The 25,549-nt window shown below is 71.3% G+C and carries 17 protein-coding genes and 2 tRNA genes; 7 read left to right on the top strand and 12 right to left on the bottom strand.

Features of this window, described 5'->3' with window-relative positions; genetic code table 11:
- Positions 1 to 105: 105 nt before the first annotated feature.
- The gene (locus tag PPSIR1_RS33985; protein ID WP_006975785.1) at positions 106 to 1,539 is read right to left on the bottom strand and encodes an RCC1 domain-containing protein; all 1,434 of its coding nucleotides are present in this window, start codon (positions 1,537 to 1,539) and stop codon (positions 106 to 108) included.
- 23 nt (positions 1,540 to 1,562) lie between these two features.
- Entirely contained in the window at positions 1,563 to 3,128 is a 1,566-nt protein-coding gene (locus PPSIR1_RS33980) for a DUF362 domain-containing protein (RefSeq protein WP_006975784.1), read from the bottom strand.
- Between the two features lie 526 nt (positions 3,129 to 3,654).
- Between PPSIR1_RS33980 and PPSIR1_RS33975 the strand changes: the two genes are divergently transcribed.
- Positions 3,655 to 3,726: transfer RNA gene (locus PPSIR1_RS33975), tRNA-Thr, on the top strand.
- A 69-nt stretch (positions 3,727 to 3,795) separates the two neighbouring features.
- Positions 3,796 to 3,866 (top strand) — tRNA-Asp (locus PPSIR1_RS33970).
- 242 nt (positions 3,867 to 4,108) lie between these two features.
- Here the strand turns inward: PPSIR1_RS33970 and PPSIR1_RS33965 are convergent.
- Together PPSIR1_RS33965 and PPSIR1_RS33960 are read right to left on the bottom strand one after the other, a co-directional pair.
- A complete protein-coding gene (locus PPSIR1_RS33965) occupies positions 4,109 to 6,403 on the bottom strand; it encodes a sialidase family protein (protein ID WP_006975783.1) in 2,295 nt (764 codons plus the stop codon).
- Between the two features lie 28 nt (positions 6,404 to 6,431).
- On the bottom strand, positions 6,432 to 6,743 hold the full coding sequence (locus PPSIR1_RS33960) for a hypothetical protein (RefSeq protein ID WP_006975782.1): 312 nt from the start codon (positions 6,741 to 6,743) through the stop codon (positions 6,432 to 6,434).
- A 125-nt stretch (positions 6,744 to 6,868) separates the two neighbouring features.
- Here PPSIR1_RS33960 and PPSIR1_RS33955 point away from each other — a divergent pair, with 125 nt between their 5' ends.
- Positions 6,869 to 8,563, top strand: coding sequence for a thiamine pyrophosphate-dependent enzyme (locus tag PPSIR1_RS33955; protein ID WP_006975781.1), 1,695 nt, complete (start codon positions 6,869 to 6,871; stop codon positions 8,561 to 8,563).
- A gap of 115 nt (positions 8,564 to 8,678) precedes the next feature.
- A complete protein-coding gene (locus PPSIR1_RS49715) occupies positions 8,679 to 10,394 on the top strand; it encodes a DUF4215 domain-containing protein (RefSeq protein WP_006975780.1) in 1,716 nt (571 codons plus the stop codon).
- A 2-nt stretch (positions 10,395 to 10,396) separates the two neighbouring features.
- Here PPSIR1_RS49715 and PPSIR1_RS33945 read toward each other — a convergent pair whose 3' ends face one another.
- From PPSIR1_RS33945 to PPSIR1_RS33920, 7 genes are all read right to left on the bottom strand, one after another.
- A complete protein-coding gene (locus tag PPSIR1_RS33945; protein WP_006975779.1) occupies positions 10,397 to 12,217 on the bottom strand; it encodes a RiPP maturation radical SAM C-methyltransferase in 1,821 nt (606 codons plus the stop codon).
- 63 nt (positions 12,218 to 12,280) lie between these two features.
- The gene (locus PPSIR1_RS48605; RefSeq protein ID WP_157596257.1) at positions 12,281 to 12,457 is read right to left on the bottom strand and encodes a hypothetical protein; all 177 of its coding nucleotides are present in this window, start codon (positions 12,455 to 12,457) and stop codon (positions 12,281 to 12,283) included.
- Between the two features lie 203 nt (positions 12,458 to 12,660).
- The gene (locus PPSIR1_RS33940; protein ID WP_157596256.1) at positions 12,661 to 13,581 is read right to left on the bottom strand and encodes a hypothetical protein; all 921 of its coding nucleotides are present in this window, start codon (positions 13,579 to 13,581) and stop codon (positions 12,661 to 12,663) included.
- A 48-nt stretch (positions 13,582 to 13,629) separates the two neighbouring features.
- Positions 13,630 to 14,460 (bottom strand): hypothetical protein, encoded by an 831-nt coding sequence (locus PPSIR1_RS33935; RefSeq protein WP_157596255.1) that lies wholly within the window; start codon positions 14,458 to 14,460, stop codon positions 13,630 to 13,632.
- Positions 14,457 to 15,005 (bottom strand): RNA polymerase sigma factor, encoded by a 549-nt coding sequence (locus PPSIR1_RS33930; protein WP_006975775.1) that lies wholly within the window; start codon positions 15,003 to 15,005, stop codon positions 14,457 to 14,459. The genes PPSIR1_RS33935 and PPSIR1_RS33930 overlap by 4 nt, the downstream gene beginning before the upstream one ends.
- 64 nt (positions 15,006 to 15,069) lie before the next feature.
- Positions 15,070 to 16,152, bottom strand: a complete 1,083-nt coding sequence (locus PPSIR1_RS33925) for a hypothetical protein (RefSeq protein ID WP_157596254.1) — start codon at positions 16,150 to 16,152, stop codon at positions 15,070 to 15,072.
- A 110-nt stretch (positions 16,153 to 16,262) separates the two neighbouring features.
- Positions 16,263 to 17,051: a class I SAM-dependent methyltransferase gene (locus PPSIR1_RS33920; protein ID WP_006975773.1), complete on the bottom strand. Its 789-nt coding sequence runs from the start codon at positions 17,049 to 17,051 to the stop codon at positions 16,263 to 16,265.
- A 64-nt stretch (positions 17,052 to 17,115) separates the two neighbouring features.
- Here PPSIR1_RS33920 and PPSIR1_RS48600 point away from each other — a divergent pair, with 64 nt between their 5' ends.
- Positions 17,116 to 17,832, top strand: a complete 717-nt coding sequence (locus tag PPSIR1_RS48600; RefSeq protein WP_006975772.1) for a lytic transglycosylase domain-containing protein — start codon at positions 17,116 to 17,118, stop codon at positions 17,830 to 17,832.
- 81 nt (positions 17,833 to 17,913) lie between these two features.
- Here the strand turns inward: PPSIR1_RS48600 and PPSIR1_RS33910 are convergent, their stop codons facing one another.
- Complete coding sequence (locus PPSIR1_RS33910) at positions 17,914 to 20,685, bottom strand: TonB family protein (protein ID WP_198154678.1); 2,772 nt, start codon at positions 20,683 to 20,685, stop codon at positions 17,914 to 17,916.
- 107 nt (positions 20,686 to 20,792) lie between these two features.
- Here PPSIR1_RS33910 and PPSIR1_RS33905 point away from each other — a divergent pair, with 107 nt between their 5' ends.
- Positions 20,793 to 22,370 carry a cation:proton antiporter domain-containing protein gene (locus PPSIR1_RS33905; RefSeq protein WP_006975770.1) on the top strand — a complete coding sequence of 526 codons (1,578 nt, stop codon included), beginning with the start codon at positions 20,793 to 20,795 and terminating at the stop codon, positions 22,368 to 22,370.
- Between the two features lie 38 nt (positions 22,371 to 22,408).
- Positions 22,409 to 25,333 carry a serine/threonine-protein kinase gene (locus PPSIR1_RS44620; protein ID WP_157596253.1) on the top strand — a complete coding sequence of 975 codons (2,925 nt, stop codon included), beginning with the start codon at positions 22,409 to 22,411 and terminating at the stop codon, positions 25,331 to 25,333.
- Positions 25,334 to 25,549: the final 216 nt, after the last annotated feature.

The following is a 25,549-nucleotide window of genomic DNA, read 5'->3' as shown; positions in this document are numbered from 1 at the left end:
CTCCTTTTCTCGCAATCTATTTGACGGCTCTCGTTATTTTCTTCGAGCTTGCCTTAGGGGAGGTCGCACGCGACCTCCCTCTTGCCCGTGGTTGCCTCAGCTGCCTCAGCCCGGCCAGTCGAGCGCGTGGAAGATGTCCGCCTCCGTGCCCGCGCGCACCTGCAGCTGCGTCTGCGTGTCGGGGCCACGACAGACCACGCGCCCGTCCGAGCCGCCCACGCACGGGCCGTCCTTGGTCGACACGCCGGTGAGCCGGGCGAGGGGACGAAGATCGACGCGCGGGTGGGTCTCGTGCTCGCAGCTGAAGGTCGCCGAGCTGAGCGCGGCGCAGCTGCACGCCCGCGCGGCGCAGCCATCGAGGCGGCGCAGGGTCCCCTCGGCCGCGCACGCCCACGCCTCCGAGCGGCCCTCTCCCGTGCGCGCGCACAGCCGACCGCTCCAGTCCTCGAGGGCGCTCACGGGGCCGTCCAGGCCTGCCAGGGCGGCTCGATCGGCGGCGGAGTAGCGAGCCTCGGCCTCCCCCCAGCAGGCCGTGCCCGCACCGGGGACCCAGGCGCAGCCGGAGCTCGCGCTGCTGCCGTCGAGGACGGCCTCGACGCCCTCGACGCCCTCGACGGCCACGAAGGACTCGGGGGCCAGCCTCGCGTCCCCGGGGGCACACAGCACGCGCCCCTCGGCCTCGAGCACGAAGCAGCCGTCGCTGAGGCGACGGACCGGGCCGAGCTCCGCGAAGGACACGGGCGCCAGCGTGGGCCGCCAGCACCAGGCCACGCCCTCGGCGTCGCGGATGCAGCTGCGCCCAAACTCGCACGCGAGCTCGACCGCCGGCGGCAGGCCCTCGACGCGCTCGAGCGCGCTCCCTTCGGTCTCGCCGCAGTAGATCCCGCCGTCGCCTCGACGCGCGCACACCTGCGTCCGCCGAACGGGCTGAGCCGTGCACAGCTCGACCACCCCCGCGCCCGCTGGTGGGCTAGCGAGCGTCGCCTCGCCGACGACCTCGAGGGACTCGAAGGCGCCCTGGATCGCACCCCAGCCGCCGCCCTTGCGGGAACCCCGGCAGTGCACGAGGACCCGCGCGTCCGGGCTCGGGCCAGGGAGCTCGCGCGCCCGCCCGCGCAGCGGACCGCGGGTGTAGTCGAGGGTCCCGCCCTCGCGCTTGGCGACCCGAAAGGCCTTGCCCAGCGCGCCCAGGCCCTGGCGACGCAGCTCGATCGAGCACACCGGCGAGTGCACGGCGCCCGCCTCTGGGCCCACGGCGAGCAGGTAGTTCGGGTCGGCCGCGGAGCTCGGGTCGACGGTCCAGTCCTCGGGCAGGGTCATCCGCACCCCCGCCGCCTCGACGGACTCGCCTTCGACCTTCGCCTTGGCCTCGCTCTGCCCCGCCTCCGCCAGGGCGTCGCGTTCGCTGGCGTCGAGCTTGCGCGCCTGCGTCGAGTCCAGGGGGTCCGTGGCCTGACACGCGAGCCCCCCGAAGGCGAAGCACACGAGGCCAACGAGGGAGAAGGCAGAGAACGAAGCGGCGTGCGCGAGCGGGCGCATGCCCAGACTCTACAAAGCCCAGCTCACTCGCCCAAGGCGTCCGAGCTGCGCGCCTCGAGGGACAGGTCAGCCCCCGCCGGGGGCAGGTTCTGCGCGGGCCGGGAGGCGCCGCGGAGCGTGGGCCCGGGGAGGTTGTAGCGCTGGCCCACGAGGCGCTGCAGCACGCTGCGCGTGCGCCACGACAGGTAGGTGCTGACGAAGGGCACGACCAGCTGGGGGTCGAGGTAGGGGTTGGGCAAACGACCCAGTTCGACGAGGCTGAGCACCTGCTCGGCGACGCTCACCGGGCAGCCCGGCATGTCGATGACGTCGGCGTTGCGCAGGCGCCGGAACTTGCGGCGGACGTGCAGGGCCTTGGCGACCAGATCGTCGTGCTTGGCCGCGAGCGGGCTGAGCTCGCTGCGGTCGCGGTAGAGGCTCTCGCGCTCGATCAGGCGGTCGCCCACGGGCCCGCGGTACTCGGCGCAGTCGCCCATGAACAGCACCTTCTCCCCGGCCTTGACGTCGAGGGGCTCGTCCCACTTGCCGAACACCACGTGGGTCACCGGCACGTTCTCGCTGGCGTTCTCGTCGTAGAGGCGGAGGATCTCGATGGCCTCCTCGAGGGCCCCGGGGCAGCCGCCCCAGCAGTAGTCGTGGCCGCCCTCGGCCCGGCTCGGCCCCGGGGGCCGCCCGCCGTAGGCCCGGATGTTGGTGCCCGCGAAGTAGTCCTCCACGCGGATCAGCCCGACCTCGAAGTTCGCCGCGCGGACCCGGGCCTCGGCCAGGCTGACGTCGCCCTCGACCTGGATCTGGTCGAGGGCCGTCGGGCCAAAGCCGCGCTCGTGGGCCATGCGGATGTGGTCCACGCTCATCGGATCGAGGCCGATGATCTGGCAGCACACCGAGTCGACCGCGACCTGGTTGTCGCCCATGATCACCAGCCCGAGCTCGTAGGGCCGCGGCGTCAGCATGCGCCCCTCGCCGGCCGTGATCGCGTCGATGGCGATGAACTTGGGCTGGATGATGTACTGGAGGTCGGCGACCTTCTCGTTGAGCGAGTGGTCGTGGTCGATGAGCCGGTGGCGGTCGTCCTGGATGCCGATGTAGGCCTTGAGGCTGAAGGTCACCGTCGTCCACGGGTGAGCCTTGAACTTCGGGCAGTTGACGAAGAAGTCGGCCTCCGCGACGGTCCGCGGCGTGAACAGGGAGTCGCGCAGGCGCCCTTGGTGGTAGAGGGGCACCTCGACCTGGGGCACCTCCTCGAAGTGCACCAGCTCGGCGCCGACGCGCTTGGCCATGCGCGGGTAGCCGGCCTCGCGAAAGGCGAAGCGCGTGGGGATGGTGATGCCGCAGCGCTCTCCGATGCGCAGCGCCGCCATGCGCCCGTCCTCGCGGTCGCGCATGGCCAGGGCCACGCCCTCGGTGAACTCCGGGCGCGTATAGGCGTGGGGGAAGCGGGGCCCCGACATGACCACGTTGGGCTTGATCAGGGTCTGGCCGTAGGGGCGCAGGTCGAGGCGCTCGAGGCCTTCGCGGACGATCCGGCGGATGCGCTGAGGGTCGTAGACCTTGCAGTCTCGCAGGATCACCGTCGGACGCTCCACCATGGCGGCCACAGTAGCAGCCACGACCGGCGCGGGGGGCGTGACCTTGGGACTCGGTCCTTGGACCAGCCATCCACATTCGCGTCTGCGAGTGGCATCGAAAAAAGTCGATATTTTCTCCTTGACCCATTCGGTAGCGGCGACTAGTTTTCGCAGCGTTCGCCGCTGTGGGAGAGCGCCGGACGCTTCGCATTCACTCCCTGAGATCCACGTCATGAAACGCTCCACGCATAGCGATACGAACTGGCCCACGGCCAGTCGTCGCGCGCGAGGGATCGCATCGGGACCGTCAGCCCGAGCCGGAGGCATCGTCGCCACAGGCTTTGAACGACTTCCCGGCTTGGGTGCCCCCCAAGGCGATACCCCCCTGGCTACGGCCGCGTGTTGAGCATTTCCGGCGTGTTTCGATGAACACGAGGCGCCCCCCGAGGGGGTCGCCAGCGAGGGCGCCGGAGGCCCAACCCGCGAGCTGGCAGGGGGGCACCCCCGAGCCGGCGGGGTCTCTTGCCCCCAGCGCTCGACACATCTCGCTGACGAAGCTCAGAGGCAGAGCACCGCTGTGGTAAGGCGGAGGCCACGGGTTCGAGTCCCGTCGTCAGCTTCACGAACGCGCGAATGCGCAAACAAAAGGATAGAGCATCGACATTAAATCGCTTCACCCCACACGCATGCCGCATTGGTGTAATGGTAACACACGGGATTGTCTATCCAGTACCGGGGGTTCGATTCCCCCATGTGGCGCTCGGCTTCGGCCGTAGGTGGTAGCGAGGTAGTCGTTGGTAGTTGGTAGGTAGTTGGTAGGTAGCTGGTAGTTGGCTGGTAACTAGGTAGACGTAGGTAGTTGGTAGATAGACAGGTAGTTGGTAGCTAGATAGGTAGCCAGGGTCAGTAGGACGCCTGGACACCCGACCCCGAGGACCCGACCCCCTCGGGGTTGTTTTTTGGTTGTGGGCTCACCGTGGGGCCGACACCCCCCGCCGGCTTCAGCGGCCCAGGGGGCGGTAGACGACACCGCGGGAGAGCAGCCAGCAGCCGGTCTCAGCGTCGCAGTCGATCTGGCCGCCGTCGACGTGGGCGGAGCTGATGACGATCCGCTCGCTCTCGCCCCCGGCCTTGGCCTTGTGAAGGACGAGGAAGTCGGGGCTGTCGTAGCGCGAGCGCCGGGTCATGGTCATCCCCGAGCCGTCCTCGAGGGGCTCGCCCGGCAGCTGGCCCTCGACGGCGCGCCAGGTCTTGCCCTGATCCTTCGACTCGAGATCCCCGTGACGGATCGCGCCGTCCACGACGCGGAGCTGGCCGTAGCCCACCGTCGCGCCGACGACGATGAAGTGCGCGCCGCCGTCCTCGCTGCGCAACAAGAGCTCGGGGCCCCGGCGCGGGGCCGCCGTTCGAGCCCACACGATCTCGCCCTCGCCGGCCATGTCGACCACCGGGGCGCTCAGCCCGGTCACGAGCGGTGTCCACGCGACCCCGTCCTCGCTGCGGAGCAGACCGCCGCGCAGGTCCGCGGCGTAGAGCGCCCCGCCCACCTCGTGGATGGCGATCCAGTCGCCCTTGGGCAGGTCCTCGATGGTCAGCCAGATCGAAGGATCGGTCCTGGACACCAAGATGGTGCCCTTGCCCACGGCCAGGCGCGGGCCGATCGCCGAAGCGTGCACGGCGTTGATGCGCGGCCGCCCGACGAGGCCCCCCTCGACCCAGGTCGCGCCGCCGTCGATGGAGGTCGACAGCCGGGCGCCGTTGGTCGCCACGAGGGTCTGGCCGCGGACGGAGAAGTCCGTCGCGCCCTTGCGCCCGTAGCCGAGGCCGTGGGCCGTCGCCCAGCTCGCTCCGCCGTCGTGGCTCACCGCCACGAGGCCGTCGTCGCCCATGGCCAGGCCCGTGTCGCCGGTGAAGGTCAGCGCGCGGACGTTGGGGCTGCCCTCGGGGCTCGTGATCGTCGCGGCGTAGCGGCAAGACTCGCCCTCGGCCGGCTGCCCGCCGTCGAGGTCCGCGCACGCGCCAAACTTGCCCGGGAGCTCGATGGCCTCCTCGAGCACGGTCCACTCGGCCCCGTGCTCGCTGGCCAGGAAGGTCCGCCCGTCGCTGGCGATGAACTCCCCGTCGAGGCGGCCGACCCAGTTGAAGTTGCTGCCCGCCGGCGCCTCGGCGAAGTCCCAGCTCTGCGCGCCGTCGTTGGAGTAGATCAACGCGCCGCGCGAGCCGACGATGACGACGTCGCTGCCCGCGACCACGCCGTCGGCGAGGTTGGCCGACTCCTCCCAGCGCTGGTCGACCCAGGTCGCGCCGCCGTCCTTGGAGATGGCGATGTTGCCCCCGTTGCCGAGGGCGTAGTAGGCCGAGGCGTCGCCGAAGATGCTGTTGGCGCCCCTGAAGGGCAGGGCCGCGGTGGTCCACGAGGCGCCGCCGTCGGTGGTCAGCGAGACCACGCCGCGGTTCTCGACGGCGAAGGCCCCGTCCATGCCGAAGGCCGTCCCCGACACCGAGCAGGTCACGCCCTTGGCCTTACCCACGCGGCCGAGGGTGCAGGTCCCGGCGCTGGTCAGGTGGGTGCGCGCGTCGGGCATGGGCGGGACGAGCTCGAGCTCGGTCCAGTCGGCGCCGTTGGTGGTCCCGTAGCCCGACTTGCCGGCCCAGGCGAGCACGGCCCCGTTGAGCTCGGTGAGCGCCTTGGCCTTGAAGTTGTTGGGCAGCTGGCCCGCGGCCACGCCCACGCCCTGCTCGTCGAAGTGCACCCAGGCGCCCGCCTTGCCGATCGCGACCAGCCCGATGCTCGCGGCGACCACGTCGACGAGGCGGTCCGCGGTCCAGCGCGGCGATCGAGACCAGCGCAGGCCGTCGCTCGACACCGAGATGGCGCCCTCGTGGAGCGCGACGTAGGGCCCGCCCGGGTAGCCCGTGACGTCGACGACCGCGTCGCCGGCCTTGGTCCACCGCCAGCTCTCGCCGCCGTCGGTGCTGACCCCGACGTGGGCGTCCCCCGTGGCCACGATCAGCTCCGTGTCGGAGACGACGTGGCCGCGGACGACGGGGGCGTTGATGAAGGCGTGCTGCGGCGACCAGTGCTCGAAGCGCTCGATGCCCTCGGGCAAGTCGGCGCCCTCGGGCTCGGGCTCGGGCTCGGCGGCCGGCTCCTCGACCGGCTGCTCCTCGCCCTCGTCCGCGGCGGCGTCGGCCTGGGCGGCCTCCTCCTCGCTCGCGTCGTCGCCACAACCGGGCGCGAGGGCGAGACCAAGACCAAGCGTGAGGGCGAAGGGGAGCTCGAGTACGCGGCGCATGCGGTGTTCCAGGGGTAGGGGGCTCAGCTCACTGGCTGAAGTCGAACCACTCGCGCAGCTTCTGGAGCGCGCCGGGGTCGTTGGTCTTGATCTTGCCGCGGGCGATGTCGATGGGCCCGGGCAGCTTGCCGTGCAGGACCATGTTCAGGAAGATCTTGTCCGTGGTCTTGAGGATGACGTTCGCGTTGTCGACGGTCTTCCCGTTCTCGACCTCGCAGGTCTCACCGAGCTTGACGGTGTACTTGTTGTCGCCGACGGAGAAGTAGTAAACGGTGGGCTTGCTCGCCGCGCCGCCGTTGTAGCGGCTGGGCATGATCTCGAAGATCTTCTTGACGTCCATGGGTCCTCAGTGGCGACAATCCTATCCCGGAGCGCCCCCCTGGACCCAGGCCCGAGCTTCCCTCTGAGCCCAGAAGGAAGCGGCCAATCAGGTGAGCCAGCTCGCGGACGGAGAGCCTCGAGACCATGGATGCCAAGCACGACGAAGCGATCGAAGGCGCTGGGGAGGCCTTCGCGGCGGCCCTGCGAGCCGGCGGGATCGAATTTGCCACGGCCTTCCCCGGCTCACCGACGACGAGCCTCGCCCAGCGCCTCGAGGCCGACGGCGCGCGCTGGGGCGTCGAATTTCGCTGGGCCATCAACGAGAACGTGGCCCTGTCGCAGGCCTTCGGCGCGGCCATGGGCGGGCGCGGGGCCGCGGCGCTCATGAAGCACGTGGGCGTGAACGTGGCCGCCGATGCGCTCCACGCCATGGGCGTGGTCCACGGCCTGCCCGCGCCCTTGCTGCTCATCGAGGGCGCCGACGCCAAGCCAGGCTCGAGCCAGTCGGCCCAGGACAACCGCTCGCTCTACGCCTCGAGCCCCCAGCTGCTGGTGATCGCGCCCACGACCGTGGCGGAGATCGTCGAGCAGGTCCAGGCCGCCTGCGAGATCTCGCGGCGCGCGGGCATGCTCGTGGTCGTCCGCGGGGACGCGCGCTGCTTCGCGGCGAAGGGTCGGGCCGCGCTCGCGGGTCCCGGTGCAGCCGCCCCGCCCCCCTATCCCGCGTGGCCCGAGCGCGGGCGCTCGCTGTCGACGAGCGCCCGGACCTACGGCGCCCACCTCGAGCGGCGGGCGGAGGTCCTCGCTCGACTCACCCCCTGGGTCGACGCGCAGGTCCGCTGCTGGGGCTGGACGCCCGAGGCCAGCGCGGCCGAAGAGTCCCTGCACCTCGGCCTCGTCGTCGCCGCCCACCTCGGCGCGCCCATTGCCGAGGCCGCCCGCGCCCGCGAGCTCCCGGGCCTGCGCCTGGGCCTCGAGCACCCCCTCCCCGCCGCGCCCATCCTCGCCCTCGCCCGGCGGGTCCGCGAGCTCGTCGTGCTCGAGGAGTGCACGCCGACCCTCGAGCTCCAGGTCCGCGCCCTGCTCCACCGCGAGGGCCTCGACACGCGCGTCGTCGGGCGGGCCGAGCTCGGCGATCGTCGCCCGATCGGCCGCCTCGTCGGCGCGCCCCTCGACGCGGTCCTCGACCACGCCCAGCGCCGCTGCCCGCCGGGCCTGCGTCGGCGCGGGCCCGAGACCCGCCCTGGGCCGAGCCCCGAGCTCGCCGCTGCCCTCGACGGGCTCCCGGCGCACATCCTCGACGCCGAGGCCCAGCTCGACGTCGACCGCCCGGCCTCCGGCTTCCCCGACGCGGATCCGCGCAAGGCCTTGTTCTCGGTGCTGCGCGAGCTCGGCGGGGCGCGCCCGGTGTTCATCGCGACGGACCCGGGCATCACCGGCGTGCTCGCCCTCGCGGACCACGGCTGCGACGTCAAGATGCACATGGGCGGCGCGGTCGCCATGGCCGCGGGCTGGTCCCGGGCGCGACCCGAAGGCCTGGCCGTGTGCGTGCTCGGAGACACCAACCTGCCCCACTCGGAGTGGCTCGGCCTGCTCGACGCCATCGACCACGGCGACGACTTGTTGATCGTCGTCGCCGACAACGGCGCCTCGGAGATGACCCAAAACATCGTCACGCCTCGACTCGAGGCCGCCCGCGCCCGCGCCAGCCTCGAAGCCGCCGGCCTGCCCTGCCAGCTCGCGCGCGCCAGCCTCGACCCGAGCGACGCATGGGCCGAGAATCTTCGAGCGCTCGCCGAGGGTGCAGGCCCGCGCTTGCTGTGGCTCGATTTGAGCTGAGCTGAGCTGAGCTGAGCTGCTCGCCTTCGAGCGAGCAGACTGACGAGAATGCCAGGGCGGTTCGCGACCATTCTTTTCAATTCGGCACTGCGCGCCAAACCGCTATGATCGCTGCATGCGTAGCTTGATTGGCCCATTTTCCCTCTTTGTCTCGACCCTCGCCCTCGTCGCCTTCGCGGGCTGCGGCGACTCGGCCGATCCCGGGACGACCGCGGCCGACGACGAAGCCGGCACGGGCACCGACGAGGACTGCTCCGTCGGCGCTCAGGGTTGCCCGTGCACCGACGGGGGCTCCTGCGACATGGGCCTCGTGTGCGAGATGAACGTGTGCGTCGAGGACGAGAGCAGCGAGCAGGGCAGCAGCGACTCGACCGATACGACCGATACGACCGATACGACCGATACGACCGATACGACGGACACCACCGACACCACCGATACGACGGACGCGACGGACACCACCGATGCGACGGACACCACCGGCGGCATGAACCCCCCGCCCAACTGCGGCGATGGCCAGGTCGACCTCGACGAGGGCGAGCAGTGCGACGACGGCAACAACGTCGACAACGACGGCTGCGACGCCTCGTGTCAGGTCGAGGTCGGGAACGCCTGCGGCGACGGCGTGCTCGAGCCCGGCGAGGCCGAGGAGTGCGACGACGGCAACACCACCGACGGTGACGGCTGCAGCGCGAACTGCCAGCTCGAGCAGCTCGGAGCCAGCTGCGGCGACGGCTCCGTCCAAGACCTCGAGATCTGCGACGACAACAACACCAACAACGGCGACACCTGCAACCCGACCTGCAACCTCGAGAACACGACCGCGCTGTTCGTGGGCGCGCCGGGGGTCCCCGGGCTCGTCGACGGCGTCGGCCAAAACGCGCGCCTGGGCGGCTGGTGCGTGCTGACGGCCGACAACGACTACCTGTGGGTCGGCGACTCCCTCAACAACGCCCACGCGGTGCTCCGCCGCGTCGACGTGCTCACCGGCGAGGTGCTCACCGTCGCCGGCGGAGGCCTGGGCGACCAGGACGCGGCCATCGGCCTCAACGCCCAGTTCTCGTTCATGGAGTCCGTGACCACCGACGGCCAGACCCTGTGGGTCGGCGACGGCGGCAACCACAAGATCAAGGCCGTCGACCTCAGCCCGCCCTACGCCGTGGCCACCGTCGCCGGCAGCGGCAACAACATGGTCGCCGACGGCGTGGGCCAGGGCGCGTCCTTGGCCGGCGTCCGGGCGATGACCTACTACGACGGCATCGTCTACTTCCTCGACGGACAGTTCTCGGTCCTGCGCAGCTACAACCCGCAAAACGGCGAGGTCCTGACCATCGCGGGGCAGGTCGGCCAGCAGGGCCAGACCGACGGCTTCGGCAACCAGGCCCGCTTCATCAGCCCGCGCTACATGGCCTCGGACAACTCGGGCATGCTGTTCATCGCCGACACCAACGGCAACAAGATCCGCACCTACAACGTCCTCGACACCTACGTCGGCACCTTCGCTGGCGACGGCACCGCCGGCTACGTCGACGCCGTCGGCACCATGGCCCGCGTCCACCGTCCCCGCGGCATGACCTCCGACGGCACCAGCATCTACTTCTCGGAGTTCAACCAGCACACCATCCGCCAGGGCGTGATCGCCACGACCTCCGTGAGCACCAACGTCGGCCAGCACTGCGGCGGCGGAGGCAACTGCCAGGGCGGCTACCAGGAGGGCCAGGGCACGGCCAACACCCAGCTGCGCAGCCCCGTCGGGCTGGCCTTCCACTACCCGAGCAACACGGTCTACGTCTGCGACGCCGGCAACAACGTGATCCGGGCGCTCAACTAAATTCAGAGGACCGGTAGAGAGAAGCGCTCTTGCTCCTCGATGACCCGAGCGCTCGCCTCTTCAAAGGCCAGGAACACCGCTGGCGGCGCGATCGCCAGCGGCACCAGGCGGCCATCCAGCTCCACCAACCATTTGTTGTCCACGGCCCAAGCCGCCTGCGCCCTGTCCTCCCGGGCGCCGCCCACCAGCAGCAAGCTCGCCTCGTCGTGGGTCAACATGCGCTCGCTCGGGACGCCCGGAAGTCCGCGGGTATCGACCAGGACGTACTGATCGCCAAACAGCGGGGTGATCTGCAGCCGCGGCACGCTCTCCCGGACCTGCCAGCGCGACTCCCACTCCGTACACAGGCGGGCCAGCTCCGTCACCAATGCGGGCTTTCGATCGACCGCGCTCACGACGTCGGCGTCGAAGTGGTAGGCCAGGGCCTCGATGTCCGCGTGCTCCGGGTAGACCTCGGCGTACGCCGGCCAGGGCCGCAAGTTGCGGAGGCCGTGCTCGCGCGCCTTGCTGAAGTAGGGGCTGAAGCGATCGAAGGAGACCTGGTGCACTCCGGCCGAGGGCCGCAGGTGAGCCAGGAGCGGGATCAGCTCGATCATCCCCTCGTAGTCCTCCTCGCGGTCGCCCGGGAACCGGACCAGGAGGTTCCAGACCAGCTGCAGCCCCACGGCCCGGGCGTAGCGCATGAGGGCGATGTTCTGGCTCGCCTTGATGCCCTTGTCCATGCGCCGCAGCAGCGCGGTGCTCAGCGACTCGATGCCTGGCTGGATGTGGTCGATGCCCGCCCGCTTGAGGGCCATGGCCTTGCGCAGGGTGATGTTGGCCTTTTGCTCGTAGAAGATCCGCGTCCCCGGCGGGAGCTCCTCGGCAGCCCGCGGCACGAAGCTCTTGAAGTAGCCGTGCGGCATGATGTTGTCGACCATCATCACCTCGTCGTAGGCGTAGCGCTGGTGCAGCGCGTTCAGGTCGCGGAACACCTTGTCGGCCGACTTCTCGCGGTAGCCCATGCCGCCCCCGTTGAGCCCGCAGAAGGTGCAGTGGTGCTTCTGGCCCCACCAACACCCGCGGCTGGTCTCGTAGGGGATCTTGACGGTCTCGCTCGGCTCGTCGGGGAACAGCGCCGCGCGCTGCTCGAAGAAGTCGTCGAAGCTCGTGAGCGGCAGCGCCTCCAGATCCAGGCAGGGCTGGCCATGAAAGACGCGCTGTTCGGGCCGGTGACCCCGGCCCAGGACCTCGCTCAAGAAAGCTGGGAAGGTCGCCTCGCTCTCGCCGGAGAAGATGAAGTCGACCGCGGCGTTCAAGGACAGCAAGCCTCGCGCCATCTCGTCTTCGCAGTTGGCTCCCCCCAAGATGGTGACGCGCTCGGGCGCCGCGCGCTTGGCCTCGTCGAGCAGCGCGATCGCGGCGGAGCTCTGCTCGAAGGTGGTGGTGCAGCCCAGGACCCAGGCCTCGCTGCTCAGCGCGAGCGCGACCACGTCTGTCACCCACGCCGAGATCAACGCCTGCACGGCCGCGTCGTCGCCCAGACCGACGACACCCAGCTCGCGCGCGTTCAAGCCGGACGCGCCAAAGGCCCGCGCCGCGAACACCCGCTCCTTGAACAGCTGCTCGACCTCCAGGTGGGTGATGTCGCGATAGCGGGCGCTGCCGACCCTGTGCGCGAACAGCAAATTCGCATACAGCACGCGGAGCTCGAAGCCGGCCTGTCTGGCCAGCGCTTGCAGGATGTGGGCGCCCAGGAAGGGCTGCTCGATGTCACCAAAGGGGGGGATGATGATCAGCGCGTCGCATGGGCCCAGCGGGAAGTTGTCTGGAATCGAGCTCATGACGAAATCCTGCCGACCACCCGACGCAGTCAGATGGCCGGCAGGCTGGGGTCCGTGGTCGCGCTAGCTACGAATGGCGCCGCTGGGCCCGGGCACGAAGTTGAGCGAGTGCTTCGCCCCCAGCGAGTTCAGGTCGTCGTTGCAAAAGCCGGCGCTCAGGCTTCGACCCACGAACTCTTCGAGGCTGATCTGCATCGCTGCAGCTCGCGCTTCCGCCTCCGCCTTCACGGCGGGGGACATGCTGTCAATGATACGAGCGGTCATGAGCGTACACCGTAGGTTCTGAGCATCTCGCTTGCAAGCCCCCACCCACCTCGAGACTCCCGACATTCGGACTCGACCACGAAGAACACGTTCGGGGATGCGTATGACCAGGCATGGACACGCGCCTTTCGCCTGCTCAAGAGGCTCGGCCAGGCGTCTCCCTGCCCCACGTCCACGACTCAAGCGGAGCGGTTGATGATCGTGATGATCTCGGCGTTGCTCGGGTCGAAGGCGCCCACGCTGCGCGGGTACAGCAGGATCGAGGTCGTGGTCGGGTAGCCCTGCAGCGCCGGGAAGAGCACCGACCCCAGCACCGCGTCGATGCTCGGCGCGGCCTCGGGCGGCAGGGAGTTCGGGACCGACTCGTTGCTCAAGTCGTAGGCCCCGTACTCGACCCCCAAGTTGGCGCCCTCAAAGCAGCCGGGGCCGAGGAGCGCGGGGTCCATGAATTCGTCGGGCACGTTGATGTCGCCGGCGCCGTCCCAGACGATGCTCGCGTCGAACACCAAGCCCGACTTGTCGCCCACGAAGGCCACCCCGCCGAAGTCTCCGGGCGGGGCGTAGAGCAGGTAGTGATCCTCGGTCTCGCTGAAGTTCTGTCCGCCCCAGGTGCTCATGGCCTGAGCCTGCTCGAGGGTCAGGGGCGCGCCGTCGGGGTGGCAGCGCATGGTCCAGCCGATGAACTCGCCGGTCTGGTAGTCGTTGCGGATGACCAGCGCGCAGAAGTCGTCCTCGACGTCGGTGAAGAAGGTGTAGAGGTCGTCCATGAGCGCCTCGCACTCGGGGTCGACGCCGCCCGTGCTCTCGTCGCTCGATTCCCCGTCCTCCGCGCTCTCTTCGGCGCCGGTGCTCTCGGGCGAGCTGCCCGTGCTCTCGTCGCTCGATTCCCCGTCCTCCGCGCTCTCTTCGGCGCCGGTGCTCTCGGGCGAGCTGCCCGTGCTCTCGTCGCTCGACTCGCCGTCCTCCTCCTCGCCACCGGTCTCGTCGTCGAGCTGGCCGATCTGCCCGTCGATGTAGACACAAGCAGGGAGCAGAGCGAGAGGGAGCAACAAAGCAGGCAGGGAGCGCGCGCGGATGAACGAGTATTGGAAGTTTCGCATCACACCTTCAACATGGCCGGGCGCGCTCGCATCCGTTCACGCCGGCGATCATTCGGGGAGCTCGAGGCTCGGGCACGCCTCGCGCACGCGCGCGAGCCCCAGCCGACCCCGCGCGAGCAGGGTCTGCGCCGCGGCCTGAGCTTCGCTGGGCGAGCTCGTGCACGCCCGCTCCACGGCCAAGAGCTCGCGCTCGTCGACGAGCTGCCCCTCGGGGAAGCGGCGGCGGTGCTCGGCGAGTTGAGCCAGGGCGCTCGCCGAGTCCGGGGCCTCGCGGGCGGCCTGGAGCAGCTCGAGCTCGGCCGCCAGAGAGCCCGACGCTCCCGTCGACTCGCCCTTCGCCGCGCTCCCGTCCTCTGCAGCACCCGGCAGCTCCGCCTGCGCGGGGGCCTTGGCCGCGGGCGCTTCGGGGCGCGCTCCGGGCTCGGCCCGCCCGGCGCTCGGCTCCTCTAGCGAGGGCTCGCCCCCCTCGGGCTCGAGCGCTGCCTCGGGCTCGGGCTCCGCCTCCTCGAGCGCGTGGGTCTCGAGCTCGAGCTCAGTGTCGACGGCCGGGTCTCCGGGGGCCAGCGCCTGCACGCCGAGCACGCCCAGACGCAGCGCGAGCAGGCCCGCGGCGGTCATCGAGGCCGTCGCCCCCACCACCTTGGCCGCGTAGCCCAGCTGCTCCATGCCGCCCGTCGAAGCGCCGCCATCCCCCAGGTCGGGCTCGGGCTCCGGATCGAGATCAGGCTCCGGGCCCCCCGCGAGGGCGAGCTCGGCCCACATGCGCTGGCGCGCCGCCGCGTCCGGTCCGGTCTGCGCCCGCAGCTCGGCCAGCTCGCCTTTCAACCGAGGGCTGAGCGGGGTCGCGTCGATGTCATGGTGGTCGCGCCGAGCGTTCATGGGTCGCTCCCCTCGGCCTCGGACATCGCCGCGCGGATCTTTGCGCGGGCACGCCGAAGGCGGGTGTAGATGGTGTTGAGGTTGCAGCCGAGCAATTCCGCGATCGCTGGCGCGGTCATGTCCTCGAGGTCGGCGAGCACGAAGACCTCGCGCAGCTTGGGCTCGAGGGCGTCGATGGCCGCCGCCAGGGTCCGGAGCCGCGCGCGGTCGTCCAGGCGAGCGTCGAGCCCACCTCCGCCGGCCTCCGGCCGCGACGACGAGGACAGCAGCGCCACGAGGGAGCCGTGCTTGCGCGCCCGGCGATTGCGCGTGCGCAGGTGCGTCGAGGCCACGCGGCGGGCGACCCCCCACAACCACGCGCGCATGCTCGCCTGCCCCTCCCAGGCCCCCCAGTGGCGATGCGCGACCAGGAAGACCTCCTGCGTCGCGTCCTCGAGGGCCGCGCGCTCGACCCCGTGGCGCGCGAGGGCCCGCCACACGAAGTCGACGTGCTCGCCGTAGGCCGCCTCGAAGGCAGCCCGGGGGACGGGGTGGCGCACGGCCATCGCCTCATCATGGCCAGCTCCATCCCGATCCATTCGCCTCGCCCCAATTTTTTCCAGACAGCCTTCAGGGCAGGCGCAGCTCCACCCCAAACAACCCGCGTACGCTCACGGGCGCGATCCGCTGGACCTCGGTGGTCTCGATCAAAAAGCGCCCGCCGGTCAGCGGGATCGCCAGCTGCAGCTCCCCCGCCAGCGCGACCCGGCGCCCGATCGGCACGCGCACCCCACCGCCCAGGCCCAGGGCCACCCAGTTGAGCGCGCTGGTCAGCGGGATCGGCAGCTCCTCCAGGCCCTCGCCGCGCACCCGACCCGCCTCGACGCCAGCGCAGATCGGGAGCTCGATCGCCGCTGCTCCAAGCGCCGGCACGTAGCAGCCCCGGCCGCTCACGCTCCACGCGTCGAAGCGTCCGCCGAGCTCACCCCCGTCGACCCGCACCGTGCGGGGCAGCGTCCAACCGCCCGCCAGCTCTGCCCGCCAGCCCCGCGCGCTCGGCCCGGAGCGCTCGCGCGGGCCAAAGAGCGCGGCGTAGCCACCCAGGGACCCCGTCCCCGTGTTCGTCGGCCCGTAGCCCCCGCCGCCGAACAGGCCCAGGGCCACGCCCAGAGAGGGCCTCGGCTCCCCGCTGCCCGTGCCCTCGCCAAAGCCCGATCGCCACCGTGGCGGCTCCTCGCGCTCGGGCGCTGCGGCTCGCTCCACCGGCGGCGCTGGAGCGGGTTCGGGGGCTGGCTCCGGGGCTGGCTCGGGAGCTGGTTCGGGTTCAGTCGGCCCCTCGACCGCCGGCTCCTTCGGCTCGACCTGCGCCGCGCTCGAGCTCGACACCGCGACCGCCCGCGAGGTCGCCACCGGATCGAGCAACACCGCGATCAGCAAGCTCGCGGCGCGCTCGGCCTCGCTACAGTTCTCCGCCTCGAGCTCCCGCCGCAGCTCCCCGTGGCGGTCACGAATGACGATCTCGACCGCGTACCCTCCCGCGCCCCGCGGCTCCAGGTGGACCCACGCCGTGGCCTCGCCCCCTCGCCCCAGCTCGGAGGCGTAGGCGGTGAGCTGCTCCTGGACACGCTCGACGTCGGAGCACTCCGGCGGCCCCTCCCAGCGCAGCGCTGGCTCCAGCTCCGGCTCGACCTGTGCCGCTCCGGGCCGCTGCACGGGGGGGCCTCCCAGCGCCAGAGCGCCGACCAAGGTCGCAGCGATCGAGGCCTGCCCGAGCACGGCGGTCACTCTGACACGACTCGCAGCGCCGTGCCCGTGTCCAGGCCTCACTCACCCGCGCGGGCGAAGCTCAGCACGTACTGGTAGGGCAGCAGCCCCGGGTCGTCCCCCACGCGCTCGTAGCCCGCCGCGGCCATCACCTCGGTGATCCGCTCGACACTCATGCGCATCGCCGCGGGCGGGCCCGGGGCGTCGTCCGGGTTGTCCTTGCGAAAGTCGACGATCACCACCCGGCCTCCAGGCGCGAGCTCGTCGGCGGCGGCGCGGAAGTAGGCCTCGGGATCGGCGAGGTGGTGGAAGACGTCGCACATGAACATCACGTCGACGGCCTCGCCCAGGCCCGGGCCGTCGGGCTGCCCGAGCACGGCCCGGAGGTTGCTCAGCCCCTCGGCCTCGGCCCGCGCGCCCATGTGCTCGACGAGGTTGGGCTCGATGTCGACGGCGAGCACGGCCCCCTCGGGCACGGCGGCGGCGAAGCGCACGGCGAAGTAGCCCGTGCCCGCGCCGAGGTCGGCGACGCGCATGTCCGGGCGCAGGGCGAGGTGCTCGACCACGGCCGCGGGCTTTTGCCACGCGTCGCGCTCGGGGTTGTCGAAGCGCTCGGACCAGGCCTGCGCGTCGTCGAAGCGGTGGCCGCGGTAGCCGAGCTCGTTGACCTCGTGGTGGCCGCCCTTGGCGTGGTGCCCGTGGTGGCCGTCCGCTCCGTGCTCGCCGGCCTGCTCTGCCCCGTGCTCGGGCGCCGCCACCTCGGCCTCCGTCGGCGCCTTGGTGCAGGCGAAGGACAGCAGCGGCGTCACGACGAGGAGCGATCGGAGGAGGCGGGGACGGTCGATCATCACGGGCGAGCTTGCCGCAGCTTGGCGATTTGACAAGGCCCGGAGCCAGCGCGATTCATGCGGCATGCGGTCTTCGCTCAGCTCGCTCGCCTTCGGCTGCGCCGTCGTGCTCGCGCTGCTGGGCCTCCCGGGCGCGTGCGCGGCCCCGGTCGCCCCCCCGAGCCCCGTCGAAGCCCCGGCCCCCGAACCGGAGCCCGAGCCCCGAGCCCAAGCCCCCGCCGAGCCCGAACCCGGGCCCGAGCCCGTCGCCGAAGCCCCCGCCGAGCCCGAGGCCCCCGCCGACCCGCCGCCCTTCGACGCCGAGCAGCTCGAGAAGATCGCCGCGGTCCAGGACATCGTCGCCGCAGCCTCGGCCGCCCACGAGGTCGAGCCCGCGCTGATCAACGCGGTCATCTGGGTCGAGAGCAAGTTCAACCCCAAGGCCAAGGGCCCCTCGGGCTCCCAGGGCCTGATGCAGCTCATGCCCAAGACCGCCGGCTACATGGCCAAGCTGCTCGAGCGCCAGCGCCGGTCCTACGACCCGGACTTCAACATCCACGCCGGCACCTTGCTGCTGCGCCGGCAGCTCGACAAGTTCGACGGCGACGAGGCCCACGCCCTCGCGGCCTACAACCGCGGCGCCGGGGTGGTGAAGGGCTGGATCCGCGACGGCGAGCCCATCCCCGAGCGGACCCAGAGCTACGTCGATCGGGTGCTGCGGGCCAAGTCCTGGTTCGAGCAGCTGCCCAGCCCCAAGCCAGACGAGGCGGCTCCCGTGGCTGCTGCAGAAGCCGCAATGTGAGTCGCATGAAGCCGCCCCTCGTCGAGTTGGACGAGCTGCCCGGACTCGCTGAGCCTGCTGTGCCTGTGCTGGCTGTGAGCCCTACCAGTCGAGCTTGAGCCCGACCGAGGGCAAGATCGGCAGCCCCGCCAGCACGTTGAACTGGGTGTAGTCGTAGGCGTAGGTCCGGCCCTCGATGTTGCGCCGGTTGTAGATGTTCTGGATGTCGACGTAGGCGTTGAGGCCGACGTAGCGCCAGGTCCACTTCTTGTCGACGCGCACGTCGAGCTGGTGGAAGGCGGGGTTGCGCTCCGAGTTGCGCGGGCCCTCGAGGGGGAAGGTGCCGCCCGTGGAGACGTCGTCGATGCCGTTGTAGACCGGGATGTAGGGGTTGCCGCTGACCAGGCGAAAGCGCCCGCCCAGGCTCCAGCCCCGCGGCAGCTTGTAGACGGCGATGGCCGTGAGGATGTGGGGCTGGTCGAAGTCGAAGGGGATCAGCCCCCAGCCGTCGTCGAGGTCGTAGAGGGCCCGGCTGAAGGTGTAGCTGACCCAGCCGAACAGGTTGTTGGTCAGGTTCTTGCGGACCAGCAGCTCGACGCCGGCGACGTGGCCGTAGCCGGCGTTGTCGAAGCGCTCGGGCACGATCGTCGCGCCCGCGCCGTTGTTGATCAGCAGCACGTCCGTGGGCACGGCGAGGTCGTAGACGTACTTGTAAAAGGCCGTGCCCTCGACGAGCAGGTCGATGCTGTCGAACATGTGGGCCACGCCCGCGCTGGTGTGGATCGAGCGCTCGAGGGCGATGTTGGGGTTGCCCCACACGTCGTTGAGCTCGAACACGTCGGGGTACTGGCTGAACAGGCCGACGCCGGCTTTGAAGGTGGTGTCCTCGGTGAGCTTCCAGGCCAGGCGAAAGCGCGGGTCCAGCCCGGCGCGGTTGAGCACGACGCCGTTGTAGGCCAGGCGCACGCCCGGGTAGAGGACCAGGCGATCGCTGGCGGCGATGGTCGCCGTCGAGTAGAGCGAGAAGCTCCCGAAGGCCCCGCCCAGGTCCGCGGCCAGGAACTCGCCGTTGTCGCCCTGGCCCGGCTGGGGGAAGCCGGGCGCCCGGGCCTCGAGGCTGTACTCGCCCGCGGCGACCTCCGTGCCGATGCGCAGCCCGGCGCGCTTGGACAGGCGGTAGCCCAGCTCGGCGCGCAGGTTGAACACGTCCCGGGTGACCCGGAAGGAGAAGATGTCCCCGCCCACGCCGCCGAGCTGCTCGTGGCGGTACGAGGGCGTGAACAGGAAGGACCACGGGCCCTGCTCGGCCTCGTAGACCATGTCCACGCGGTGGAAGGCGATCTGCGTGTCGAAGCCGTCGTTGGCGTCGGCCTCTTCCTCGTTGACGCTGGGCGCGACGACCTCGAGCTGGTCGTCGGAGCCGAACACCCGCACGCTGAAGTTGCCCGGGCCCACGGGGTAGTCGAACAGCGCCTGGTAGTCGTAGTAGCGGGGCGCGACGTTGAAGTCGATGCCCGAGCCCGCCGGGATCACGGCGAGCAGCAGGGCGTCGATGTAGCTGCGCCGGGCCGAGAGCGCGAAGCTGCCCTTGCCGATGGGCCCCTCCACGAGCACGCCGGTGTCGAACAGGTCGGAGTCGATGTAGCCGTGGTAGCCGTCGCGCCGACCCTTGCGCGGCTGGACGTTGATGATCCCGCCGATGGCGTTGCCAAAGCGCGCGTCGAAGTTGCCGGGGATGAAGTCGATCTGCGCGAGGATGTCCGAGTTGAACACCGAGGTCAGCGCGCCGAAGTGAAACAGCTGGGGGATCTCGTGGTAACCCAGGTAGGTCTTGGTGTCCGAGGGCGCCGAGCCGCGAACCACGATCAGTCCAGCCCCGAAGGGCGGCCGGGCCACGCCGGGGAAGTTCTGGATGCTCTTGAGGGCGTCGCCCTGGGTGCCCGGGAGCAGGTTGATCTCCTCGGGGGTGATGGTCCGGCGGGTGACCTCGGGCAGCTCGCGGTCGACGGTGACCTCGGTGCGGTAGGGGTTGCTCGGCAGGCGCCTGTCGAAGTACTCGAGCTCGAGGATGGCCCCGCCGCCGGCGAGCTCTTCGATGGAGTCGAGGCGCTCGTAGCCCCGGGACAGGGCGATGATCCGGACCCTTCCTGGCGGCACGCCGCGCAGCTCGAAGCGGCCCTCGGCGTCGGTCGTGGCCTGCACCTGCCACTGAGGCTCGACGGCCTCCTCGTAGCGCTTGCCCCGGATCTGACCCAGCGGCCAACCCTCCGGGGCGGGCACGGCGATGACCGTGGCGCCCTCGATGGGCGTGCGCTGACCGGCCTCGCGGATGCGTCCGCGGATCGCCACGGGGGCCTCGGCGTCACCGGGAGCCTGGGTCCCGTCCGAGTCGAAGGCCCCGGGCAGGGTGCCCTCGCCGGTCTCGGTCTCGGTGTCCGTGTCGGGCTCGGGCGCCGGCTCGGGCGGGCCGATCTCCACGGCCACGGACAGGACCACCTCGACCGGCTGCCCCCGGTACAGCGCCGGCTCGAACTCGAGGGCGTCCACGGCCTCGACGACGATGCGGTCCAGCTCCGGGTCGACGGACTGCAGGACCTCGAGCTCCTTGGTCTGCCCGTCCACGCCGACGACGTACTGCACGATGACCGTGCCCCCGGGGGGCTCCTCGCGCTCGAGCAGGGCCTCGGGGTACTGAATCGCGACGGAGCCCTTGGCCGTGGGCGGGACCAGCTCGCTCTCGGGGCTGGCCTCCTCCGCCGGAGCCAGCTCGCCCTCGCCCTCGCCCGCCCCGGCGTGGGCGGTGCCTGGCCCGAGGGCCGTCGCGGTGCCGAGGACGGCAGCGATGAGCGAGAGGATGAGCGCCAGGCGCCTCACGGCCCGCAGCATCGCGCGTTCGCCTGCCCTTGTCATGGGGGCGGGGTCAAAAGGCGCGAAGAACGCGCCCCCAAAGCAGAGGCGGAGTGCTAGTTTCCGCGGCGGACATGGAGGATCCCGGCGTTTACCTGTTGATGATCGGCGGCCTGTTCCTGCTCGGAGCCGTCGGCGAGATCATCTTTGCCCGCACCCAGATCCCCGACGTGGTCTGGCTGATCCTCGCGGGCGTGGTCCTGCGGGCGACCGGCGCGGTGGATCCGGCGCAGCTCGAGGGCGTGCTGCCGCTGTTCTCGGCGTTGACGCTGATCATCGTGCTGTTCGACGGCGGCCGCCAGCTGGTCATCGACGACCTGGTCCGCGCCGCGCCCAAGGCCTCGGCGCTGGCCCTGCTCAGCTTCACCCTGAGCACCCTCGGCGTCGCGCTCTTCCTCCAGCTCATGGCCCTGACCGGCCTGCTGCCCGAGAGCTGGGGTTTTTTCCACTGCCTCATGGTCGGGGCCATGGTCGGCGGCTCGAGCTCGCTGATCATCATGCCCTCGATGAACCTGGCCAAGGTCGAGGGCAAGGTCTCGAACCTCGTCGGCCTCGAGTCCGCGCTGACCGACGCGCTGTGCGTGGTCGTGGCCGTGGTGATGATGAAGATCATCGTGTCCGGCGAGGCCTCGGGCTCGGCGACGCTCGTCGAGCTCGGCAAGAACTTTGGCATCGCCCTGGGCATCGGCCTGCTCGCGGGCTGGGGCTGGGTGCTGATGCTGCGCGTGCTCGCCGGCAGCCCCTACGCCTACCCGGTCACGCTCACGGCCCTGCTCTTCCTCTACGTCATCGCCGACCGCACCGGGGGCAACCCGGCCATGTGCGTGCTGACCTTCTCGGTCATCGTCGGCAACGCCGACGCGCTCATGAAGCGCCTGGGCTTCAAGCTCGGCGACCAGCCCCTGCAGCTCGACGACGACGTCGTCACCGTGCACACCCAGGCGGCCTTCATCATCAAGAGCTTCTTCTTCACCTACATCGGCCTGATGCTCGCGCCCCCGTGGAGCCTGCTGTTCCTGGGCGTGGTCGTGGGCGCCCTGCTGCTGGCCACGCGCATCCCGGCCGTGATGCTGATCGCGCGCAAGCCGGAGTTCGAGGGCCCCGAGCGCAAGATGGTGATGATCTCCCTGCCCCGCGGGATGGCGGCGGGCGTGCTCGCGACCTTGCCGGCGACCATGGGCATCGCGGACACCAAGGACCTGCCGGCGATGGTGTTCGCGGCCGTGGTCACCTCGATCGCCATCTTCGCCGTGGGCTTTCGCCAGGTGCGCGCGGAGACGGCGGCCGAGACTGTCGAAGTCAGCAGCACTGACGTGGACACCACGGCCGAGGGCGAGCTCCCCGAGGGTGAAGCGCCCCCGGCAGCCTTGCCCGAAGGCATGGTCGCTGGCGCGCCCAGCCCTGCCGAAGACGACGAGGCCGGGCTGACCTCGACCTTGACGGGCATGCCGAAAAAGCGCCCGCTCGGTCAGCTGGGCTTGCCCAGCCAGCTGCGCCAAGGCCCGGGCCCGGGCCAAGCGCCCGCTGGCAGCGGGGACGACGAGAACCTCGCCACCTTGCACGGCATGCCCCCCGGGCCGTCCGCGTCCCAGTCCACGCCCAAGGCGCGCTGGCAGCCCGCGGACGCCGGCGACGACTCCAAACCCAGCTGAAAGAGCCGCCGGAAACCACCGTACCATCGAGGTCGGTGGTGTCCGGGACCAGAGACAGCAGCGGGAGCCAGGGCGCGGCCAACCTTCGGGTCGACCCCGAGGACCCGACCCTGCTCGGTGACGAGGGCGAGTCCAGCCCTCGGCGACCTTCGCTTCGAGAGGGCCCCGGCGACGCCGGCCGCCAGCTGGGCCGCTACGTGCTGCTCGAGCGCGTGGGCGCGGGCGGCATGGGCATCATCTACGCCGCCTGGGACCCCCACCTCGACCGCAAGCTCGCCCTCAAGCTGCTCTCGCCCAAGCGCCACGCCGACCCCGGGCAGTCGCGCCACGCCGAGGCCCGCATGCTCCGCGAGGCCCAGGCCCTCGCCCAGCTCGACCACCCCAACGTGATCGCGGTCCACGACGTCGGGCTCGTCGACGAGCAGGTGTTCATCGCCATGGAGTTCGTCGAGGGCGAGACCCTGCGCGCGTGGCTGGAGCGGGACGCGAGGCCCTGGGGCGCCGTGCTCGAGGCCCTGCTCCAAGCCGGCGAGGGCCTCGCGGCCGCCCACGCCGTGGGGCTGATCCACCGCGACTTCAAGCCCGACAACGTCATGGTCGGCCATGACGGGCGCGTGCGCGTGCTCGACTTTGGCCTGGCCCGGCGCGAGCACGCCGAGCCCCTCGACGCCGCCGAGCCCCTCGACCGGCCCCAGCTCGCCCCCGCCCTCGGCGACACCGGGGCCAGCGGCGCGGCGGGCTCTGGCATTGGCTCTGGCTCTGGTTCTGGCACGAGCCCCTCGGGCTCGGCCTTCCAGGCCCTCACGCGCACCGGGGCCATGCTCGGCACCCCCGCCTACATGTCCCCGGAGCAGATCCACCTCCGGCCCCTCGACGCGCGCAGCGACCTGTTCAGCTTCTGCGTCGCGGCCTGGGAGGCGCTGACTGGGCGGCGGCCGTTCTCGGCCGTGACCCTGGGTGAGCTGATCGCGGCCATCGACGACGGGGCCCTGCGCAAGCCAGGCCCCGCCTCGGTCCCGCCGCGCTTGCTCCGGATCCTCGAGCGCGGCCTGGCGGCGGACCCCGACGCCCGCTGGCCCGACATGCCCGCCCTGCTCGCCGCGCTCCGGGCCGAGCTGTCCAGACGCCGGGCGCGTCCATGGAAGATCGCCCTCGGCCTGACCCTGGCCACCGGCGTGGGCGTGGGCGTGGGCGCGCTCGCCCGCCCCCAGCCGACCCCCGCCCCGGCCGCGGCTCCCATCGCGTGCGCGCTCGACCCCCAGCGCCTCGTCGGGGTCTGGGACGCGCCGCGCAAGCGGGACCTCGCCGAGCGCTTCGCCAGCTTCGAAGGCACGAACCCCGCCACCCGAGCGACCCAGGCCGAGCGCGTCGAGGGCCACCTCGACGCCTGGATCGACGCCTGGACCGAGCAGAGCGAGGCCGTGTGCGTCGCCCACCACCACCGCCACGAGCTCTCGGCCGAGCTCTTCGACCTGCGCATGCACTGCCTCAACCAGCGCCTCGCGGAGTTCGACGGCTTCCTCGGCCTGCTCGAGCAAAAGACCGAAGACCCGGCGGCCATCGCCTCGACCCTCGCCGCCGATCCGGGCGTGCTCGGCAAGCTCGCGCGCTGCGAGGACCCCGAGGCCCTCCGCGCCGCGCCCCGCCCCGACGATCCAGCCCTCGCCGCCGAGTACGACGCGGTCCAGCGCGAGCTGATGACCGCCTTTCAGAACACCAGCCTCGGCCGGGCTGGCGACGCGGCCGAGGGGCTCGACGCCGTCGAGGCCCGCGTCGAGGCCCTCGACAACCCCCACGTCGACACGCGCTACTTCAACGTGCGAGCGATCAGTCATCTGCTCGTCTTCGCCAACGACGAGGCCCTGGAGATGGCCTCTCGGGCCCTGGCCCGAGGCCTCCGCGCCGACCTCGCTCAGGAGGCCACCTACGCCGCGCTGATCAGCGCCCGAGCCACGCTCCACCTCGGCGACTTCGCCGAGAGCCGGCGGTGGATCGCCGTCGCCGAGGCCCTCGCCGAGGGCCAGGGGGAGCTGTTCGACAACCGCATCGAGCTGCTCAAGGCCCGCGCCTTCCTCGAGCGCGCCTCGGGCCAGCACCGCGCCGCCCTCGACACCTCCGCCGTGGTCCTCGAGTACGCCCGCGAGCTCGGCCCCGAGTCCGGCTACCTGGCGATGGAGCTGTCCAACTACGGGATCCTGGCCACGAAATTGAGCTTCGACGATGGGGAGCTCGCCCGCCGCGGGCTCGAGGCCCAGCGCGAGGCGGTGCGCATCGAGTCCGCGCTCAGCGCCCCCATGAGCCCGACCCTCCTGTCCATTCGCCTCAACCTCGCCAGCGCGTGGCTGCGGGTCGGCGACCTCGAGCGCGCCGAGGCCGAGCTCGACACCATCGACGCGATGTTGACCGAGCACTACGGCCAGGCCAGCGGGCTCCACAACTCCGTGGACATGCGCCGGGCCCTGCTCGCGCAGCTCCGGGGCGACTGCGAGGGCGCGAGCGCGCTCGCCGAGCGCCAGCTCGACGCCATGCTCCGCGGCCGCTCCGGGTCGCCCTACAACCGCGAGCTCACCTACCTCAGCGCCGCCGGGACCTGCGGGACCACCCCCGAGCGCGCCCTCGAGATCCTCGAGCTCGGGGTCGAGGATCTGTGGTCCGAGCCGCCCCTGGCCTGGAACAACACCGGCGTGCGGGTCCGCCTGGCGCGGGCGATGTTCCGCGCCGACGCCGGGCTCCTCGACGAGGCCCAGGACGATCTGACCCAGGTCACGGCCCGAGAAGGCACGGCCGAGGGCGGCGAGCTCGAGCGAGAGTTCACCGTCGCTCAGGCGCTCGTGACTCTGCGCCAGGCCGAGGACGCGGACGAGCGCGCGGACGCCCGCGCGACCCTCGAGGGCGCCCGCGGACGCTTCGACCCGATCTACGCGCCCTACTTCAACGCGCTCATCGACCGGGCCCTGGATTGAGTCGTGGACGTGGGGCAGGGAGGGCGTGGCGTCGTCCACGACGGCTAAAGTAGACAGAGGGTTGGCCAAACTCGTTTTGGCCGACCCTCTGAGTCGTGGACGTGGGGCAGGGAGGGCGTGGCGTCGTCCACGACGGCTAAAGTAGACAGAGGGTTGGCCAAACTCGTTTTGGCCGACCCTCTGAGTCGTGGACGTGGGGCAGGGAGGGCGTGGCGT

The sequence above is a fragment of the Plesiocystis pacifica SIR-1 genome (assembly GCF_000170895.1).
GTDB classification, from domain to species: domain Bacteria; phylum Myxococcota_A; class Polyangia; order Nannocystales; family Nannocystaceae; genus Plesiocystis; species Plesiocystis pacifica.
This window is presented reverse-complemented; position numbering and strand designations above follow the sequence as displayed.